10 protein-coding genes are annotated in these 18,722 nt (G+C 58.3%); 4 read left to right on the forward strand and 6 right to left on the reverse strand.

The genetic code is table 11. The annotated features are described in order from the left end of the window. The first annotated feature begins 200 nt into the window (after window positions 1-200). The gene (locus CLU84_RS21080; RefSeq protein WP_199173814.1) at window positions 201-518 is read left to right on the forward strand and encodes an SHOCT domain-containing protein; all 318 of its coding nucleotides are present in this window, start codon (window positions 201-203) and stop codon (window positions 516-518) included. Window positions 519-678: 160 nt separating this feature from the next. Here the strand turns inward: CLU84_RS21080 and CLU84_RS21085 are convergent, their stop codons facing one another. From CLU84_RS21085 to CLU84_RS21110, 6 genes are all read right to left on the reverse strand, one after another. Beyond that, the gene (locus CLU84_RS21085; protein ID WP_099739928.1) at window positions 679-1,398 is read right to left on the reverse strand and encodes a hypothetical protein; all 720 of its coding nucleotides are present in this window, start codon (window positions 1,396-1,398) and stop codon (window positions 679-681) included. After that, window positions 1,398-1,937: a tetratricopeptide repeat protein gene (locus CLU84_RS21090; RefSeq protein ID WP_158235250.1), complete on the reverse strand. Its 540-nt coding sequence runs from the start codon at window positions 1,935-1,937 to the stop codon at window positions 1,398-1,400. The genes CLU84_RS21085 and CLU84_RS21090 overlap by 1 nt, the downstream gene beginning before the upstream one ends. A gap of 229 nt (window positions 1,938-2,166) precedes the next feature. Continuing rightward, window positions 2,167-5,181 carry a tubulin-like doman-containing protein gene (locus CLU84_RS21095; RefSeq protein ID WP_099739930.1) on the reverse strand — a complete coding sequence of 1,005 codons (3,015 nt, stop codon included), beginning with the start codon at window positions 5,179-5,181 and terminating at the stop codon, window positions 2,167-2,169. A gap of 66 nt (window positions 5,182-5,247) precedes the next feature. Then, window positions 5,248-6,204 (reverse strand): DUF4384 domain-containing protein, encoded by a 957-nt coding sequence (locus tag CLU84_RS21100; protein ID WP_099739931.1) that lies wholly within the window; start codon window positions 6,202-6,204, stop codon window positions 5,248-5,250. A 14-nt stretch (window positions 6,205-6,218) separates the two neighbouring features. Further along, complete coding sequence (locus CLU84_RS21105) at window positions 6,219-7,550, reverse strand: caspase family protein (RefSeq protein ID WP_099739932.1); 1,332 nt, start codon at window positions 7,548-7,550, stop codon at window positions 6,219-6,221. Next, window positions 7,551-8,270 carry a hypothetical protein gene (locus CLU84_RS21110; RefSeq protein WP_144445482.1) on the reverse strand — a complete coding sequence of 240 codons (720 nt, stop codon included), beginning with the start codon at window positions 8,268-8,270 and terminating at the stop codon, window positions 7,551-7,553. A gap of 983 nt (window positions 8,271-9,253) precedes the next feature. Here CLU84_RS21110 and recC point away from each other — a divergent pair. Genes recC through recD form a run of 3 tightly spaced genes read left to right on the forward strand, consistent with a single transcriptional unit; the run spans window position 9,254 to window position 18,692 of the window. After that, window positions 9,254-12,817: an exodeoxyribonuclease V subunit gamma gene (gene recC / locus CLU84_RS21115; protein ID WP_099739934.1), complete on the forward strand. Its 3,564-nt coding sequence runs from the start codon at window positions 9,254-9,256 to the stop codon at window positions 12,815-12,817. Next, a complete protein-coding gene (gene recB / locus CLU84_RS21120) occupies window positions 12,814-16,599 on the forward strand; it encodes an exodeoxyribonuclease V subunit beta (protein ID WP_099739935.1) in 3,786 nt (1,261 codons plus the stop codon). Before recC ends, recB begins: the two co-directional genes overlap by 4 nt. Further along, on the forward strand, window positions 16,596-18,692 hold the full coding sequence (gene recD, locus CLU84_RS21125) for an exodeoxyribonuclease V subunit alpha (protein WP_099739936.1): 2,097 nt from the start codon (window positions 16,596-16,598) through the stop codon (window positions 18,690-18,692). Before recB ends, recD begins: the two co-directional genes overlap by 4 nt. Window positions 18,693-18,722 lie beyond the last annotated feature (30 nt).

Genomic DNA, 18,722 nt, shown 5'->3' on the forward strand with positions numbered 1-18,722 from the left:
TGAGTGACCGGTTATCAATACAACCCATGACCACAAGCAAACCAAATTTTATGGTCTCCGGTCGCACGCACGGCAGCACGGATGAGTTCAGTGATGACGAACCGCTAGTCAGCGATAAGAGAGGTTGGCTGATCTACTTTGAAGGGTGTACCGGTTTCCGATAACATCTCGAATCAATTTTTAAACGCCTAGGGGCAAGTGTGGATCTGCGAAAAATCAGCCAGTACGACATTTTTAAAAATGCTGTTGTAGGCGCGGTAATTGGCTTGTGCGCGTCATTGCTCATCCCGTTCATGCGACCTGTGAAGGGGGCCTTTGCGGGCGCTCTCATTCTGGTGGCAATTGGCGTCTATAAGAACCTGTGTAACAACAGTACGGCCATCTCCAAAACTGAAACAGATTCAGGCCTGAGTGCAAGCTCGTCTGACGAACTCATCAGGTTAGATAACCTGAGAAAGAGCGGCGTCATTACAGAGGAAGAGTTTCAGGCAAAAAAAACGCAAATTCTCAACCGTTGACAGCCTGGGTGCGTGGAGCAGGAAGGCGCTGATGCTTCGCCCGAGGGATGACATGCGCGGTCTCAGGCCCATCCTGCTAGAAACGATGGCGCTTATGTATCCAGAACTTGAGTTCTTAATTTGACAGAGGTACTGGTTACAGATGTCCAGTGAGAGCTTCTCAGGGCTTGGATTGCCATCTCTGTCTCAAAACCTCAAGGCGTGGGTCTTCAATGAGCTGAGAAAAGGCTGGCTCAGCCTCAATTTCTTTCCATTGAATTTCTGTGTTTTGCAGGGCTGCCGAGAGCGCACGGATGGCTTCGTTGACGCGATTTTTTTGCACCAAATCAAGCGCGTGCGTGAAGTAGCTGGGTTGTGGCTGAGTTGCTGGTAGGTATGGTGAGGTGGCTAGTGAGGCTGTGTGCTCGGTATGAAGCGTTGGTTCTGGGCGACTCAGTGCACGAGGCGTTTGATTGGAAGTCGCTACTTCTGCCTGGCTTGGTTGGCGCTTTGTGGGGGACTCCTGCTGGACGTCGCGTTGCATAACAGACGGAGTGAGCTGGCGCTGATAGTAGATACGGTCACCCAAGATCGGGATGGTGAAGTACATCCTGTTCTCGTTTTCAAAATTGAAAACGAGGCCGACCCCTAAAGACGTTTGAAGAGTGACTTCGTTGCCATCAACCTCTACAGCGTTTAAAGGAATCGGCTCCAAGCCAGTGCTCAAGCTTAGACTTTTGGCGTCAATTTGCAGATCGGGGCCAATAGGTAGCTTGAGACCGTAAAAGCGGAAATTCTCTGCAACCCAGTGGCCTTCAACTATGCGAGATTCAAGGTTTTTCCCGCAGGCCGCCAGAGCCAAAAGGATGGTAAATGGCAATGCCCGCAGGATTTTTTTCATCACACGTTTTTGCGGTAGATGTTTAACAGTTCTTGAAACTTGGGCGATTTGCGAAGAGGGTCAATATCGGTGTCTTGGTCCATGGCTTCAAAGTGCTTGAAGCCAGCCATGAAAGAGGCTTCCATGTGGCGCAGTGCTTCTTCGGGTTGGTTTTGGCGCAGGTGCACGATAGCTAAGTTGTAGTAAATCAACGGTTCAGTGGCATCACGCTCCTTTGCTTGTTGAAGCTCTTTCTCTGCGCCGTTGAGGTCGCCTTGTCCCATCTTGGCAACAGCAGCTTTGATCATCTCGAGGGCTGCTGAGCGGGCCGCTTTTCGCTCAGCTTCGCTGAATTCGCCTTGGCGTAGCTTTTCGTCGGCATCGCGTCGCGCCAAAGAGGTTTCGGTCTCAGAAGGAGCTAGGCCGCTTGAAGCTGTTTCTGCAGTGGGTGTGACCACTTTTTCTTCCACCATTATTTCAGCGGAAGGGGGGATGATGGCGATGCTCTGGGCAGGCTTGCTGCCCAGCAAATACCATGAAACTCCGCCAGCGATGGCCACGGCAGCAATGCCTGCCGCAATCATGGGCCCCAGCTTCGGGGAGGCCCCGCTTTTCTTGCTGCCCCCGCCGCTGCCGCTGCCTTCGACAAGCTCTAGCGCACAACCGCAGTCGCTGCACTTAGGGTCGTTGAGCATGGTTTCGCTTTTGACGTACTCGCCGCTATTAGCCACAGAGCAGTCGCCAATGGACTTGCATTTATATTGATACATGATTTCTTTTGTGATGGACTTAGGCAGTTGCTTCAGCACGGATGCCGGCCAACTCCTTGATTTGGGGAATCATGGCGCGCAGCTCTTGATACTGGGCATCTTCTGCGTTGTGGTTGGCCTGCTCCAGGCGCGCATTGACGTGTTTCACAAACTGCTGGTAGAGCTCATCTTTTTTCTCTTTGTGTACGAAGTCGCTGGTAATGCCGGCTTTGACGGCAGTTTCAATGCTTTGCTGCAAGGCGAGCGTTTGTTCGCTTTCCCAGACCTTTTCCCAAGAATTGCCGCCGCTTAAGACGTTGATGCAGATGAGGCCGTCAGCGTCCGTGGTTTGAATAAACCACTCTGGCATGCCTGTAGTGGGGTTTTCGCGGTTTTTGAGCAAACCCATCAAGCGCGCCAGCATCAAAAATGGCTTGCGCTGTCGGCGTGCTTGCAATTGCACGCCTGTGGGGGCGAACAGAGGAGGGAGCTTGCTGCCGTTTCCTTCGCCGTGCAGTAGCACTTGCTCGTCAGGGATCTTGCACAGGCCGTCATAGTGGCTCTTCAGGAAGCTCATGGCATCCACAAAGCGAGCAGGCATGAGTGAGGAGACCTTGATGATGACGATCTCGTTGCTCAGCGGGCCTTCAATGACGGACACGTTAGACGCCCCAGCATCCTTCTGGTCAATAAAGAGCTTGTGCAGGTGCTGGCGGAACTCGCGCTGATCTTCGCACTCGGGCAGCATCACGCAAATGGCTTGCTGCAGACCGGCGCTGGCAGATTCATTGCCGGGAACGCGGCGTTCGATCTCGGCCTTGTTGAATGTCACCATATTGCCTGCCTCGCGGTACAGGTCGGCCACAAAGTGGTTCAGCGGCTGAGAGTCCACTGCATATTGGCGTGAGAGGCGCTCAATGATGTTGACGTGCATCACGGGTGCGCTGTGTGCCAGTTCTGTGTGCGCGGCGTCGGTGATCTCGCCGGCTTGCTGTGACAGGGTCGTAATCAGATTGTTGAGGTTCAGGCGAGCTGCCAGTTTCTCGAAACTATCAACCTCAACGCCCGCCAGCGCGACGATGGCTTTGCGCACGCGTTGTGTGCGTTCAATTTGGCCACGCTCATCCAGCGTCATGCGGCGCAGCAGATCGCGCACGGCATTCATTTCAAAGATGCGGGTCTGGCAGACCTCTTCCTTGTCGGTGCGCAGGCGGCTGTTTTGCTCGGTATGAATGCTGTCGGTAGCTTCGCTCAGTTGCACATGAATTTGATCAATCTTGCCGCGCAAGACTGTCAGCTCATCGAGCAGAAGCGGGATGAGGCGATGCCCAAACATATAGCCTTCGCGCCAGGTGTTCTTGGAGAAAAGCAGTTGCAGTTTTTCGCGCGCTTCTGCAAAGCGTGTATCGCGTTTGTCGGTGAAGAGACGCCCCAGCGTGCCAACGTCGTTGAAGTCTTTGACCAGGCGCTGCAAATCTTCTTCGAGGCGTTGCATGGCCGCCAAGCTGGTTTGGGCTTTGTCTTCAAACTCTTTCTTGCGTTGTGTCAGATCATCCAAGATCGCATCGACGTACTGGCGCAGTTGCAGCAAAGACAATTCGCCAATATTCCAGCGACTGAAGAAGTCACGCTCAATTTGTCTGGCGATGTGACGCGCCATCTCCAGGCGTGCTTGAGACTTGATTTCGTAGAACTTGCGCACGCCGCCCAAGCGACGAAAAGTCTCGTCATACACGCTCGACAAGCGCACGCGAAGTGAGCGAATCCACTCCGCTTCCTTGATGGTCTTGTCGGCTTTGATCTGTTCTTCCAAAGTAGCGGCTACTTGAGGCCAGTACTCGTCAATCAGTTTCCAGCCTGCCTTGGCATCGTCTTCCAAAATGCCGCGATCCAGCGTGAGGTGGGCATCACTGATGAGCAAGTTTTCGCGGGTTTCAGGCTTGCGAACTTCTGCGCCCCAGTCTTTATAGATGGGCTCGTCGGCAAAGCCTTCGCCTTGGCGGAAGTTGTTGAACATCAACTGTCGGGTTGCTTGCTCCGCAAAGCCGTACGCCAGATATTCCTTGATTTCATGTTCGGGCACTACGACGCGCTTGATACCAAAGCTCATAAACAGCTTGGCACGCGCGGCTTGGCCGTCATCCATTTCAATGAAATTGGTGTCGTTTTCGCCCTTCTCGATGCGGTCCAAGGCTTCCCAGCGCTTGTTTAGCGTTTTTTGGTACAGAAACTCCGCAATGATGTGAGGCACATCATCTTGTACGCCAAAGCGAACGCGGTTTTCATTGATGTTATTCACCAAGTAACAGCCGTTGAAGTACTTAGACCCGCTCATGCGTGAGCCGTCCAGTACGTTGATCGGGTGGTAGCGGCGTGCAGCCATGGCGTTGAGCTCGGAAATAGCTGCATAGCCATTGGCGTAGTACGTGCCAAAGCCCGAGACGGATTTGACCCAGGTCGAGCCCTCGTCAGGCAACAGTGCGTACACAAGGATGCGGAAGTCCGCATCATTGGGGCGCAGGCGACGCAATTGTGCGACGGTGTCTGCCACAAAGCCGCTTCCTGTGCCGCCAGCCAAACCGCAGATGATGTGGATAGTGGCTTGCGCAGTTTTGCTGCTGCTTTCCAGGGATTGCAGGCGCTCTTCCAGCAGCTGCGAAATCATGCGGGCGTTTTGGGCAAACACCAAGCGACCAAGCTTGCGCTTTTGTGCAGCCCCTGCTGTGCCAGCATCAATGAAATCAAAAACCTTGCGCGGTTCAATCCACTCCTTCATGCCGGGATAGGAGTCTGGATCTTGCAAGATTGGGCGTACGCCGCTGGCGGTATAGATGCCAATCTGAGCGCGCGCTAGTGAGCAGTCTTGCCCCAGCACTGTCCATTGATCGGTTTCGTGGAGCAGGCCTTCTGAGGTGTCTAAATAGACGTATTCAAAGTTAGCTTCCGAGGGACTGACGCCATTTCCATCGGTATGGGTCTTGACGATTTTGCGTAGTGCGCGAACGACTTTGCCGCCGGTGCCGCCCAAGCCAACGATGAGGTGATTGTTTGACATGTGATTTCAACAAATGTGCCCCACAGCAGAAGGGGGCGTTAAATGCATGGGGGTATCTAGCGCTGCTCAGTGGTGAGCGAGCTGAATTTTCAGCAGCAGGGGCTCTTGTCCCTTGGTGCCTTCGGGCTTGACCACATAGCTGGCCACTTGCTGGCCTGCCGTCGGTTGTGGGTCATCGGCAAAAACAATGGCCTTTGAGGCAAATGCTGGCGTGGTATTCACTTGGCAGTCATTCGCTGTAGCAGCGATATGGGGCTCTTCAGTGAACACAATGGCTTTGCTGGCAAAGTTGCCCGCATCTGCCACGGTGTAGCTGCAGTTGTTCTGTGCTGGCGCTGACGTTCTTATTGCCAAAGCATTGGCGTGGGCAGGTGACGGCTGGGAGGGCGGAGGCAACACCGTGCGGGTGACAAGGTCGGGCTTCATTTTCTGCAAAACCGTATTGGGCTGGAAGACCTCGTCGGGAGACATCAGAACCAGCAGCTTTTCCGTGCCGGGAGGTCCATCAAATTGGAAGCTGCCGTTGCCTGGCAGAAAAACCGTGCCCATGGCGTCAATCGCGGCACTTTTACCGGGACGCGGATGCAGCATGGTGATCTGGCCATCGGGCGCTTCGTTGAAAATGTAAACAAAGCTGGGCCGGTTGACCTTCAAACCCACTTGAAATTTGTCACCAGTTTGGAACGCGTGCGTTGCCAAGACATCTTGTGGCGCAGCGTTATTGCGCTTCAGGCGCACAAAGTAAGCTGCTCCAATGGGCTGGGCTTTCGTGGAATTTTTCGCAACGACTTTTTTCCGCTCAACTTGCTTTTTCTCTGTGGTTGAAACGACCATGGTTTTGCCCTCTTTCGAGGCAACCGCATTGGGTGCGCTTTCAACCTTGCTGGTTGCAACAGCCTGGACATTGCCATCTTCGCCAAAGAACAAAGATTTGGCCGCAAATGCAGGCTCTTGTGCTTGTGCACCCATGCAGGCCGCCATGGTCGCAATGGCCAGCGCTTGTTTAATGAATTTTTTAGACATGAATTTCTCTGATGTTAATTGGAAACGATGTTGTCCAAATTGACTGCGATAGTGCTGAAGCGCTGAGGTGTTTGCTTGAGGTTCTGTGTGAGGACCTTGGAAGAAGTGAAATGGCGAGAGGATTCAAAGGCCTTGGAAATATCCCCTGAGTAATTTTTCAGGTAAGCCATGAACGATTGAGTGAAAAAAGAGCCCCGTAGCGCATCTGATTGATTCAGTGGGCTATTAAAGGTACCAATACTTGGTGATGGGCCATAAGAAAGTTCCCCCGCACTGGTTGCAGTAATAAATGTGTAATTTTTGCGAGAAGAAAAATCGCCGGTATTTGCTGAGGAAACTTTTGGTTTTTCTGAATCTTCAATAAAAGAAATACCTTTGCTTGTAAATTTTTCTCCACTCCAAGAAGCAATTGAAACGGACTCTTTTTCAAATTTTCCAGAGCTTATAAAGTTCTGGTAATTGGAACCAATGGAGGGGGTGTTTTTGAGGATTTCTCCGCTATAGCAGGTATCCACAATCACACGCGTTACAGCGGTTGGCTTTTGAGCCAAGTTTTGAATAAGTGAGTCTTTGACTGACGTCTTTTGCAGATTTAGCAAATAAGAAGTTTTATCTTGTCCAACAGACTGGCTTGGATGCGTGTTGCCGGAGTCATAAGCCGCGATTGACATTCTCCGATCATCCTTGCCTTCTGGTGTCGGTGTTGGGGGATTCCCGTGACTTGAGACATAAATGAAAAGACTGTCATTTGGCTGCAAAGAAGCATTGACCTTTGCAATCTGTGTCTCAATATTGGTCTTGGTTGCTTTCTCTCCCAAGACAGAAATAACTTCATAGCCATAATTGGCCAATATGATGCCCATCAGGCGGGCATCATCTTCACCTTGAATATCGGTCAAATGAGCGCTATCCAAAAATTTATTAATGCCAATAACGATGGCTTTTTTCTTTCCAGGTGGTAAATCTTTTTGTAATTTTTTATTTTTGAAAAAATTAGATACAGCAGTAGCTGATTCACGATTCCAAGCGGATTTCTGAACTCCTTCAGGGTAGAAGGGAGAAGTCGATTTAATGCCAACAATCGATTGAGCGATGATGAAGGCTTTTTCTACTTCGTCATCATTCTGATAGTTACCGACTAAGCGCAGGCGGCCAACAGAATCTCGAGCAACCTTTGCGCTGGTAAGTCCTTCTGCTTTGAAGCGGGCTTGCACGCTTTGCATCAGGGTATCTGGGATTTGGTAGCTTTGATAGACCTGCTGGTAGCCTGGCATCGACTGGTTTGCGCAGCCGGTCAACGCGGCGACCACCAAACCGATCAGAGTAAATTTAGTGGTCTTCAGCATTTACTTGACTACCGTAATGCCGCTGGCGGAATTAGCGGGCAGACCCTTGACAGAGACACTGTAGGAAAAACGGAATTTTGAACCTGCAGGAACATCAACTCCCATGGGAATGTGGATCAACTCTTCATGCTCACCATTCTCGAGCACGCGATCAGTTGTACTGTGACCAGGGAAGGGGACTTCGGTTTCTTTGTCGCCTTCAACAACAAAAAGCTTCCGAGTGATTCGAGCCTGAGCTTCGCCGCCATCCGGTGTCAGGACCACAAATTTTGCTGGGAATTCAAGATTTTGGCCTTGCGAGATAGTTGCAGGCATTTGCAGAGGGCGAACGGTAAAGATATCTCCTTGGGATGGCTTATATTTGAACTCCTTAACAATGGCTTTGTAGTTACCTTTGCGTTCGATGTTGGACTCTGGTATCCAAGCTGGGTTTTTCTTCATGCAAGTTGCAACTGCGTTGTAGTAGGCACTTGCATAGCCTGCAATGCCGCCGACTGCTGCACCAGCCAAAGCCAATTGAGCTGCCTTATCTTGCTTGCCTGAAGCAAGAGCACCAAGAAACCCTGTCACGGCACCAATTGCAGCACCTTTTGCAGTGGAGCTCATTTTTTCGGAGCTGATGCAGCTATCCAAATCTGCAGTCACAGCTTCTTGTGCTTGAACCGATATCGCACCAAGGAGAATAGAGATTGTGAGCGCTTGCTTAGCGAGTCTTTTCATTTTGGAAATCTAGCTTAAAATTAAAACAAGTAGTTTCTAAATGATACATTTTATTTCTGACGATGTTGTGGCATATATCCGGATTAAAGCGAACGTGCCAAAGTCCACGTGGCGTTATGCAATGACTGCCGTCTGGGTTGGCTTATTTCGCTGAGCTCGTTGAGGATGGCCACATGAAGTTGACTTGGCATCAAGTGTGCGAGGTCTCACCTGTCTCGAGTCGCATGACGAGGTTCATCGTGGTGTTCTCCAGGCCACGCATGTCTTATTCGCTTTGACTTTTGCTGAAAATTTGTTTCAGTCTCGAGCATCTGGCGATAGTCACATTCGCGGGGCAGTTTGCGTGGAAATCAACACTCGAGGGGAAATGACGCTTATGCCAAGAAGAATGCTTGCGGTGTTCTTCCGGAGATTTTTTGATGCTCAAATCGGTCAGGTGAGTGATGTGTGCGAGCAAGCACTTATCTAGTAATAGAAAAAGGATATGTGACCGGAAAATGTCCGGTTTTTGGCTGGGAGACGAGGTTGTTTTCCTGTTCCAAATGGGTGCCAATTGCTCGTGTGGGGTGAACTCTTTTGCGGCCTTGGGTTGTGACTCTTGTATGTCTTCCATGACACTTGGCAGATAGATGTCTGGTCTGAATCCTTCCCCCTGGGGTTCAAAAAATTGAAAATCCTTGTGTCGGCGGTTCGATTCCGTCCCAGGCCACCAAATTGAAAGCCCTGGATCAGCAATGATCCAGGGCTTTTCTCATTGCCGCCTCGAATGTTCGCAAGCCCAGAGCGGAAGTCTGGGTCGTGGGCAGCAAAAAGCAGAGCTGCTTGCGCTTGCTTTGGCTTGATTTCAAGGTGTTTCAGCCCCAGTTCGCTTTGTTGGTGTGCGCAACCAGCTTTTCTTTTGATAGCGAATCTGTGACACCTCCCGTCAGTCGCCAGCCGTTAAGCTTGCAGCTTCATCGGCACAGACAAGCACAGGAGCGTGTGTGGCAGCACAGCAGCAATCAATAGCGCCGCAATCGGCAAGTCACTGGCAGCCGGGCCTGATCGCCCTGCACGGCAATCGAACCGAGACGCTGGCTGACACGGTCATGGCTTGGCTGGCTGCCCACCCGCTGCAGGCGCTCGAGTCCGAAATCGTGCTGGTGCAGAGCAACGGCATGGCCGAGTGGTTCAAGATGCGCATGGCCGAAGAGCAGGGCGTGTGCGCAGCTGCGCAGGTGGAGCTTCCCGCGCGTTTTGTGTGGCGCAGCTACCGGCAGATTCTGGGCAAGCACGAGGTGCCCCGTGAATCGCCGCTGGACAAGACGCCCATGATCTGGCGGTTGATGCGACTGCTGCCACTGTGTCTGGAAGAGGCTGAATTCACCCCCATCGCCAATTTTCTGCGCCCTGGTGAGCCGCAGCGCTTGCTGCAGCTGGCCGAAAAGCTGGCCGACTTATTTGACCAGTATCAGATCTACCGCGCTGACTGGTTGGCCGCCTGGGAGCGAGGGAACAATGTACTGTGCACCCCCGGTCGCCCCGATTTGCCGGTGCCAGAAGGCCAGTTGTGGCAGCCCTCGCTGTGGCGCAAGGTGCTGGCTGAGCTGAATGACACCGAGCGCGCAGCCACCCGCCCCGCCTTGTTGGCGCGCATTCTGGGCGCGCTGCAAAGCGGCCAGCCGCCGGTGACGCCGCTGGCGCGCCGCGTGGTGGTGTTTGGCATGAGCCAGATGCCGCTGTCGCTGATGCAATTTTTGAGCGGCATTGCCCAGCACAGTCAGGTGCTGATTGCTGTGCCCAACCCCTGCCGTTTTCACTGGGCCGATGCCATTGACGGTCGTGAGCTGCTGCGCCAGCAGCGCCGTCGCCATGCCAACAAAGGTGGGCGGGACCTGGCGCAGATTTCGCTCGAAGCCATGCACGCCCATGCCCACCCGCTGCTGGCCGCCTGGGGCCGGCAGAGTCGCGATTACGTGCGCCAGCTGGATGCCTTCGACACCACCAGCGATACCGCCGTGCAATGGAACTGGCCGCGCGTGGATGTGTATGACGAGTCCGATGCCAACGATCTGGCCGACGCGCCGCTGCTGGTGCAGGTGCAGCAGCGCATTCGCGACCTGGTGCCCATGGCTGAACATCCGCCATGGGAGATTCCGGCGGACGACCAGTCCATCGTCTTCCACCAGACCCATGGCTTGGTGCGTGAGCTGGAAGTGCTGCACGACCAGTTACTGCACTGGCTGGCCCAGCCAGTCACGCAGGGCCAGACCGCGCTGGCGCCGCGCGATGTCGTGGTGATGCTGCCCTCCATTGAAGAGGCCGCACCCGCCATCCGTGCTGTGTTTGGTCAGTACGGCCGTCATGATGCGCGTCATATCCCGTTCGACATTGCCGACGTGGGGGCGCGCGCCAGTAGCCCGTTGGTGACGGCGCTGCAATGGCTGCTGAAGCTGCCGCAGCAGCGCTGCCGCTTGAGCGAGCTGTGCGACCTGCTGGATGTGCCCGCCGTGGCGGCGCGTGTAGGGCTCGATGCCCATGATTTGCCCCAGCTCACGCACTGGATGGTGGGTGCGGGCATTCGCTGGGGGCTCAACCATGGTCAACGTGCGCAGCTGGGTCTGGCCGCTTGTGGCGACCCGAACAGCGCCTGGTTTGGCCTGCGCCGCATGCTGCTGGGTTACGCCAGCGGCCCGGCGGTGGGTGTCGACGGCGAGGCCGGTGGGCAGACCTTTGCGGGCATGGAGCCGTACGACGAAGTGGGTGGCCTGACGGCTGATTTGGCGGGCTCATTGGCCAGCCTGCTGGCGCGCATGCTGCAGTGGTGGCAAGCGGCGGGCGTTGCTGCGGTACCGGATGTGTGGGCACAGCGCTTTCGTGCGCTGCTGGACGATTTCTTTGTGGCTCAGACCGATGAAGACCAGGCGCTGGTGTCTGCACTGGATGCGGCTTTGGTCAGCTGGCAGACCGCCTGCGAGCAAGCCGGGTTTGATGCAGCTATTCCGCTGGAAGTGGCGCAAGAAGCCTGGCTGCAAGCGCTGTCCGAGCCAGCGCTCAACCAGCGTTTCCGTGCCGGGGGGGTAACCTTTTGCACGCTGATGCCCATGCGCGCCATTCCGTTTGAGGTGGTCTGCTTGCTGGGCATGAACGACGGGGACTACCCGCGCCGTGCCACACGTGTGGACTTTGACCTGATGGCGCAACCGGGCCAGCAGCGTCCCGGTGACCGCGCGCGCCGAGACGATGACCGCCAGCTGATGCTGGATGCGCTGCTATCCGCGCGTCGCAGGCTCTATATCAGCTGGGCTGGCCGTCATGTGCGCGACAACAGCGTGCAGCCACCTTCGGTGCTGGTCTCGCAGCTGCGTGACTATCTGGCGCAGGGCTGGCAGGGGGAGGGTGGTGGCAGCTTGCTTGACCAGCGCACGCAGCAGCACCCGCTTCAGCCTTTCAGCCGCCGTTATTTCGAACAGGCCTCGGGCCTTTCGACCTTCGCCCGTGAATGGTATGGGGCCTACGCGCAGAGCGAAGCGCAGGCCGTGCCCGTCGTGCCCGCGTTCGAGCCCGACCCCGACGTCCCGCTGACACTGGCGCGCCTGACCGACTTTTTGCGCAACCCCGCCCGCAGCTTTTTGCGCAATCGCCTGCTGGTGCGTTTTGAGCAAGAGGACGAGGTAGTGGAAGACGACGAGTTGTTCAGCGTCGATGGACTGACGGCATACGCCTTGATTCAGCAACTGCAGCAAGGCGTGCGCACGCAGCTGGCCCAAAGCATGCAGGTCGATGTGAGCGCGCAAGTGCACAGCCAGGTGCAGCGCCTGGCCCGCGCTGGCGCGCTGCCGTTGGCGGGGCTGGGTGTGCGTGAGGCCGAGGCCTTGCAGGCGCAGACCACGCCATCGCTGCTGGGTTGGCAGCAACAGATGCAACGGTGGCCACAGGCTGCGCCGCGCCAGCGTTTGCGGATGGAGCAAGGCGGGCTTTTGCTGGATGACTGGATTGATGGCCTGCAAGAGCGCGGCGAGTCTGCGGCAGACGACCAGTGCGACAGCTTTGCCCGCTGCTGGCTGGCGCTGGAGCCACGCACTTTGCTCAACCGCAAGGGGGAGTTGCAGGCCGCCAAGCTGCTGCCCGTGTATGTGCGCAGTCTGGCTCTGTCCGCTACCGGCCAAGACACGCTGATGGGGGTGGTGGCACGCGACACCATTGTCTGGGTGCAGCCGCTGGAGGCCGAAGAGGCCCGCACCCGCTTGCTGGCGCTGATGGCCTTGTGGCTGGAAGGACAGAGCGCCCCGCTGCCACTGCCGTTGAAAAGCGCGATGGCAGCAGGCAAGGATGACTTGCTGGCTGCCATGCAAGCCTATGAAGGCGGCTATATGGTGGCGGGTGAACGCGAAGACCCCAGCTGGGCGCGCTGCTACCCGGGCTGGGAAGCGCTGACGGCAGATTTGCGCTTTCATGGGCTGGCCAAGGCGGTCTATGGCCCGCTGCATGACTGGCTGGCCAGCCAGGTGCACACCGAGACCTTGCCTGCCTTCACCACGAACGAAAACGCAGGAGAGCAGGCATGAGCGCCCATCCATCGAGCGGCCATGTGCTGCAGCCGTTGCATTTCCCGCTCTGGGGATCGCGCCTGATCGAGGCGAGTGCGGGCACGGGCAAGACCTGGACCATTGCCGCGCTCTACCTGAGGCTGGTGTTGGGCCACGGCGATGCAGAAGGCTTTACCCGACCGCTGATGCCACCCGATATTCTGGTCATGACCTTCACCCGTGCGGCTACGCGTGAGCTTTCAGACCGTATTCGCGCCCGTTTGATTGAGGCCGTGCTGTGTTTTCGTGGCGAGGCTGAACCGGCTGTGCACGATACCTTTTTGCGTGACCTGCGCGATGCTTACCCCGAAGGCAATGCGCGCAACACTGCCGCATGGCGGCTCGATATGGCTGCGCAGTGCATGGATGATGCCTCCATCCACACCATTGATGCCTGGTGCCAGCGCATGCTGCGCGAACACGCTTTTGACAGCGGCAACCTGTTCGATGAAGCGCTGGAGGCCGATGAAAGCCAGCGCCAGACCGAGGCCGCACAGGACTACTGGCGCCAGCAGTGCTACCCACTGTCTGGCGAAGTGCTGGAAGCTGCGCTGAACGTATGGCCCGACGTGCATGCGCTGGTCAAAGACATGCAGGCGCTGCTGCGCGAAACCGTACCGGCTGCGGCAGGTGCCGGATCGCTGGCCGATTGCATTGCGCAGGCGCAAGCAGTGCGGATCCAGACGTTGCAAGGCTTAGCCGATGGCTGGGTGGGCAAGGCCGAGCGACTGCTGCACTGGGTGGAAGGCGAGCTGGATGGCCGCGGCGCGCTATGGGACAAGCGCAAGCTGCAGGCGCGCTACTACACAGACTGGTTCGCCCGCATTACTGCGTGGGCACAAGACCCGCTGAACCAGCCGCTGGAGCTGAGCGATTCCGCCCGCAAGCGCCTGTGCCCCGAAGGCATGGCCGAGGCCTTCAAGGGCTCGACCATGGACTTGCTGCTGCCCACCGAATTTGCGGAGCTGGCGCAGTTGCTGCAAGCACTGGATGCCTTGCCTGCCCCTGGCGTGGCGCTGCGCCTGCATGCCGCTGTCCATGTGCAGCAGCGCCTGCTGTGGCTCAAGCGCCAGGCCGGTACCTTTGGCTTTGCCGACATGCTGCAGCGGCTGGACGCCGCGCTGGCAGGCGACAACGGCCCCGCCCTGCGCGCCAGCATCCTGGCCCAGTATCCGGTGGCATTGATTGACGAGTTTCAAGATACCTCGCCGCTGCAATACCGCTTGTTTGACCAGATTTATCAAACGGCATACAACAGCCCGGAAAGTGCCTTGCTGTTGATTGGCGACCCCAAGCAATCCATCTACGGCTTTCGCGGTGCGGACATTTATAGCTACCTGCAGGCCCGCACGGCGACCGAGGGCCGCCACTATGTGCTGGACACCAACTTCCGCTCGACACAGGCGCTGGTCGATGCCGTCAACCAGTGGTTTGTGCAGGCCGAAACGCGGGATGGAGAAGGCGCCTTCATGTTCCGCGCAGGAGCATCGAGTCCGCTGCCGTTTGACCCAGTCAAAGCCAATGGTCGCCGTGAAATACTGGTGCAAGGCAGCCAGCCCATGGCCGCGCTGACGGTGGCGTGGGACGAAGGCGCCGATGAACCCAGAGCACCACTCAGCAACGACGACATCCGCCGCCGTGGGGCGGAGTTTTGCGCCAGCCAGATCGTGCAGTGGCTGATGGACGAAGGCACAGGCTTTGCAGAAGACGGTAAGCCGCTGCAGCCCATGCGCCCGGCCGATATCGCCGTGCTGGTGCGCACCGGCAAAGAAGCTGCCGCCGTGCGCCGCGCACTGGCCAGACGCAATGTGGCATCGGTCTATCTGTCCGACCAGGACTCGGTGTTTGCCAGCGACGAAGCGCAAGACTTGCTGCTGTGGTTGCGCGCCGTGGCCACGCCGCTGGATGGGCTGGCCGCACGCGCTGGTTTGGCGACACAGATGATGGGCTTGTCGTTTGACGAACTGGCTTGGCTGGCCAGCGACGATGAGGCCTTTGATGCGCGCAGCGAGCAGTTGAAAGAGCTGCACAGCCTCTGGTTGCGGCTGGGCGTGCTGGCTATGTTGCGCCAGACGCTGTACCGCTTTGAATTGCCCGCGCGCTGGCTGGTTGACATGGGGGGCGAGCGTCGCCTGACCAACTACCTGCACCTGGCCGAACTGCTGCAAAGCGCCAGCGCCCAGCTGGAGGGCGAGCAGGCGCTGATCCGCTGGCTGGCCACGCAGATCGAAACGCCGGGGGCGACGGGCGATGCGCAAATTGTGCGGCTCGAATCGGACGCCGATCTGGTCAAGGTCGTCACCGTGCACAAGAGCAAGGGGCTGGAATATCCGGTGGTTTGCCTGCCGTTCGGGGGCAGCTTTCGACCGGTGGACGGCAAGGCGGCTTACCTGTCGCTGCCCGTGCTGGTGGACGGCGCGCCGGCGCGTGAGCTGGTGCTGGATTACAGCGATGCGCAGCTGGAGCAGGCCGACAAGGAGCGTCTGCGCGAAGACCTGCGCCTGCTGTACGTGGCATTGACCCGCCCGCGCCATGCGTTGTGGATGGGGCTGGCTCCGATGAAGCGCGGTAGCAGCAAGAGTTGTGTGAACCAACAGGGTGCAGCGGGCTACCTGCTTGCGGGTGGTGCTTCACAATCCGTAGCAGGCTGGCGGACCAGCGTGCAGCAGTTGAGCGACAGCTGCCCGCACATTACGGTGATTGATCTGCCGGCCGATTTGCCCGTTCCCAGCCGCTATGTGCCAGCGCGCGCATTGCCTGCATTAATCGATGCCCCCTTGTACAACGCCCAGTTTGACCGCCGCTGGGGCATCGGCAGTTTCTCGTCGCTGACCCGCGCCATGGCCGCGCCCAGCTTGCCGGTGCTGCCTGTGGCCGCACAAAACCCGGCCGAAGATGAGCGCGCCTTGCAGGCCGACAGCGCAGGCGACGGCGTGCTGGATTTGAGCGCCATCACCGCCATGCCCTTGGCTGGGGGTGCCCGCAGCGATGCAGCCGTGTGGCACCGTTTTATGCGTGGCCCCGTGGTGGGAAATTTTCTGCATGACCAGATGGAATGGCTGGCGGGCGAAGACTTTGCACTGCAAGCCGAGGGGGACCCCGAGGCCAGCGAACCCTTGGCCGCGCGCCTGCTGCGCCGCTGTGAACGCGCAGGTCGCAAAGAGCAGGCGGCAGACACCTTGCAGTGGCTGCGCGCTGCGGTGCACCAGCGGTTGGCACCGATTGACGTATCGCTGGCTCAGCTGGGGCAGGGCGACGCCTTGCTGCCCGAGATGGAGTTCTGGCTGCCTGCGCAGCGCCTGTCGGCCCAGCGCATCGATGCTCTGTGTCGCCAGCACATCTTGCCGGGCCAGCCTCGCCCTTCTCTGCCCGAGCGTGAGCTGCACGGCATGCTGATGGGCTTTGCCGACCTGGTCTTCAGCCACGGTGGGCGCTACTGGGTGCTGGATTACAAAACCAACCATCTGGGCACAGAAGCGGCGGCCTATACGCCCGATGCACTGGCCCACGCCATGCTGGAGCATCGTTACGACGTGCAGGCCGCACTCTACCTGCTGGCGCTGCACCGCCTGCTGCAAAGCCGTTTGGGTGATGGCTACGACCCCACCCAGCAGTTGGGCGGCGCGCTCTACTATTTCATGCGTGGGCTGGACGGCGACGCCGCCGGCATGCATGTGCTGGCACCGCCGCTGGCGCTGCTCGATGGCTTGAACGCGTTGCTCAGTGACGAGACCCTACACCCCGAGGAGGTGCAGCCATGAAGGGCCGCCGCAAAGCCGATCTGCAAACGCTGGACCTGTTTGCCACCGCCGCATCAACGGCCGCCACCGAAGACGGCGACACGATCACCCTGACGACCGCTGACCTGCTGGCAGTGCTGGAGCGCCTGGCCGATGCCGGCTTGCTGCGCCGGCTGGACAGCGCCCTGGCCGCCTTTGTGGCCGAGCAAGATGCAGACGCCGAACCTGCGCTGCTGATCGCCACTGCCGTGCTGGCGCAGATGGAAGGGCGGGGCCACAGCTGCCTGCCGCTGCAGGCGCTGGCGCACAATCCCAATGAAATCCTGGGCTGGCCCAAAGAAGCTATGCCTGTGCAGCTATCACTGTGGGAGCAGTTGCCTTCCAGGCTGGGGAATTGGTTGCAGGCCCTGCGTCGCAGCCCGGTGGTGCGGGTGGTGACGCCGGGCGAATCGTCCGAGGGTCAAGGCCAGCCGCTGGTGCTGCTCGATGGTGCTGCGCCGCTGCTCTATTTGCGCCGCTACTGGGACTACGAGCGCCATGTGGCAGCGCACATCGCCCAGCGCACGGCAATGGCTGGCTCCGACGTGAACGAGCCACTGGTGCGCAACTGGTTGAACCGTCTTTTTCACGCTTCTGCTGACGGGGTGGACTGGCAAAAACTGGCCTGCGCGCTGGCGCTGCGCGGGCGGCTGTCCGTCATCACCGGCGGGCCGGGCACGGGAAAAACTTATACCGCCGCCCGCTTGCTGGCGCTGCTGTTTGCTACCGCGCCGGATGCGGGTCAGCTGCGCGTGGCGCTGGCCGCGCCCACGGGCAAGGCGGCGGCGCGGCTCAAGCAATCCATCGACAGCTCGCTGCTGGAGCTGAAGGGCGCGGTGGGCCAAGACCTGGATCTGGAAGCACTGGTCAAACGCATGGGCGCGGCACGCACGCTGCACTCTTTGCTGGGGGCGCGGCCCGATACGCGGCGCTTTGCCCACCATGCGGGCAACCCGCTGGATGTGGACGTGCTCATCGTCGATGAGGCATCCATGATCCATCTCGAAATGATGGCCGCGCTGCTGCAAGCCCTGCCGTCCACGGCGCGGTTGATTCTGCTGGGAGACAAAGACCAGCTCGCCTCGGTCGAGGCCGGTGCCGTGCTGGGTGACCTGTGCCGCGATGCGCAGCAAGGCCACTACACCGCCGACACGCTGGCTTATGCCGAACGCGTAGCGGGCCAAGTCCTGCCCGATTCATTCAAGGCGCGTGCAGCGGCGCTGCCGCTGGCCCAGCACACCGTCATGCTGCGTGAAAGCCGGCGCTTTGGCGGCCCCATCGGCCAGTTGGCACTGGCTGTGAATGCGGGCGATGCCCCCGGTGCGTCGGCGTTGCTGAATGCGCAAACCCAATCGGGTCTGAACGCCGAGCTATGGGCGCGCGAAGGCGGCGCGGTGGATGCGGTGGTGCGCAGCGCCGTGCAAGGCCGTGGCAACACTGCCAGCTATGCGCTGTATACCGAAGTGCTGGCACAGGGCCGGGGCCAGCGCTTTGCTGCGGAAGCGGAACACCAGAATTGGGTAAAGGCGGTGCTGACCGCCTTTGACCGCTATCGCCTGTTGTGCGCCGTGCGCGAGGGTGACTGGGGCGTGGCCGGCCTGAACCGCGCCATAGAGGCGCAATTGCATCAACGCGGCGCCATTCGTAAAGAAGGCGAGTGGTACATGGGACGGCCGGTGATGGTGACGCGCAACGATGCCCAACTGGGCGTGTTCAACGGCGATATCGGCATGGCCCTGCCCAGCTTTGCTGACCCGGCGCGGTTGCGCGTGTACTTTTTGCAGGGCGAGCAGCTGCACCACGTCAGCACCGCACGCCTGGCGCATGTGGAAACCGCGTTTGCGCTGACGGTGCATAAAAGCCAGGGTTCGGAGTTTGAACACACGGCGCTGGTGCTGTCCAAGCAAGGCGGCAGCGTGCTCAGCCGCGAGCTGGTCTACACCGGCATCACACGGGCGCGCAAGGCGTTTTCGCTATGGTCCGAAGTGCCGGGCTTGCTGGGCTCGGCCATGGGCAGCCCTACGCAGCGCAGCAGCGGTTTGCTGGGGTTTTTGGAGGGCACTGCGTCTCATTGATGCGAGGACAGAATCAGCTTCCGTTCGCAT

The organism is Comamonas sp. 26 (assembly GCF_002754475.1).
GTDB lineage: Bacteria > Pseudomonadota > Gammaproteobacteria > Burkholderiales > Burkholderiaceae_C > Comamonas.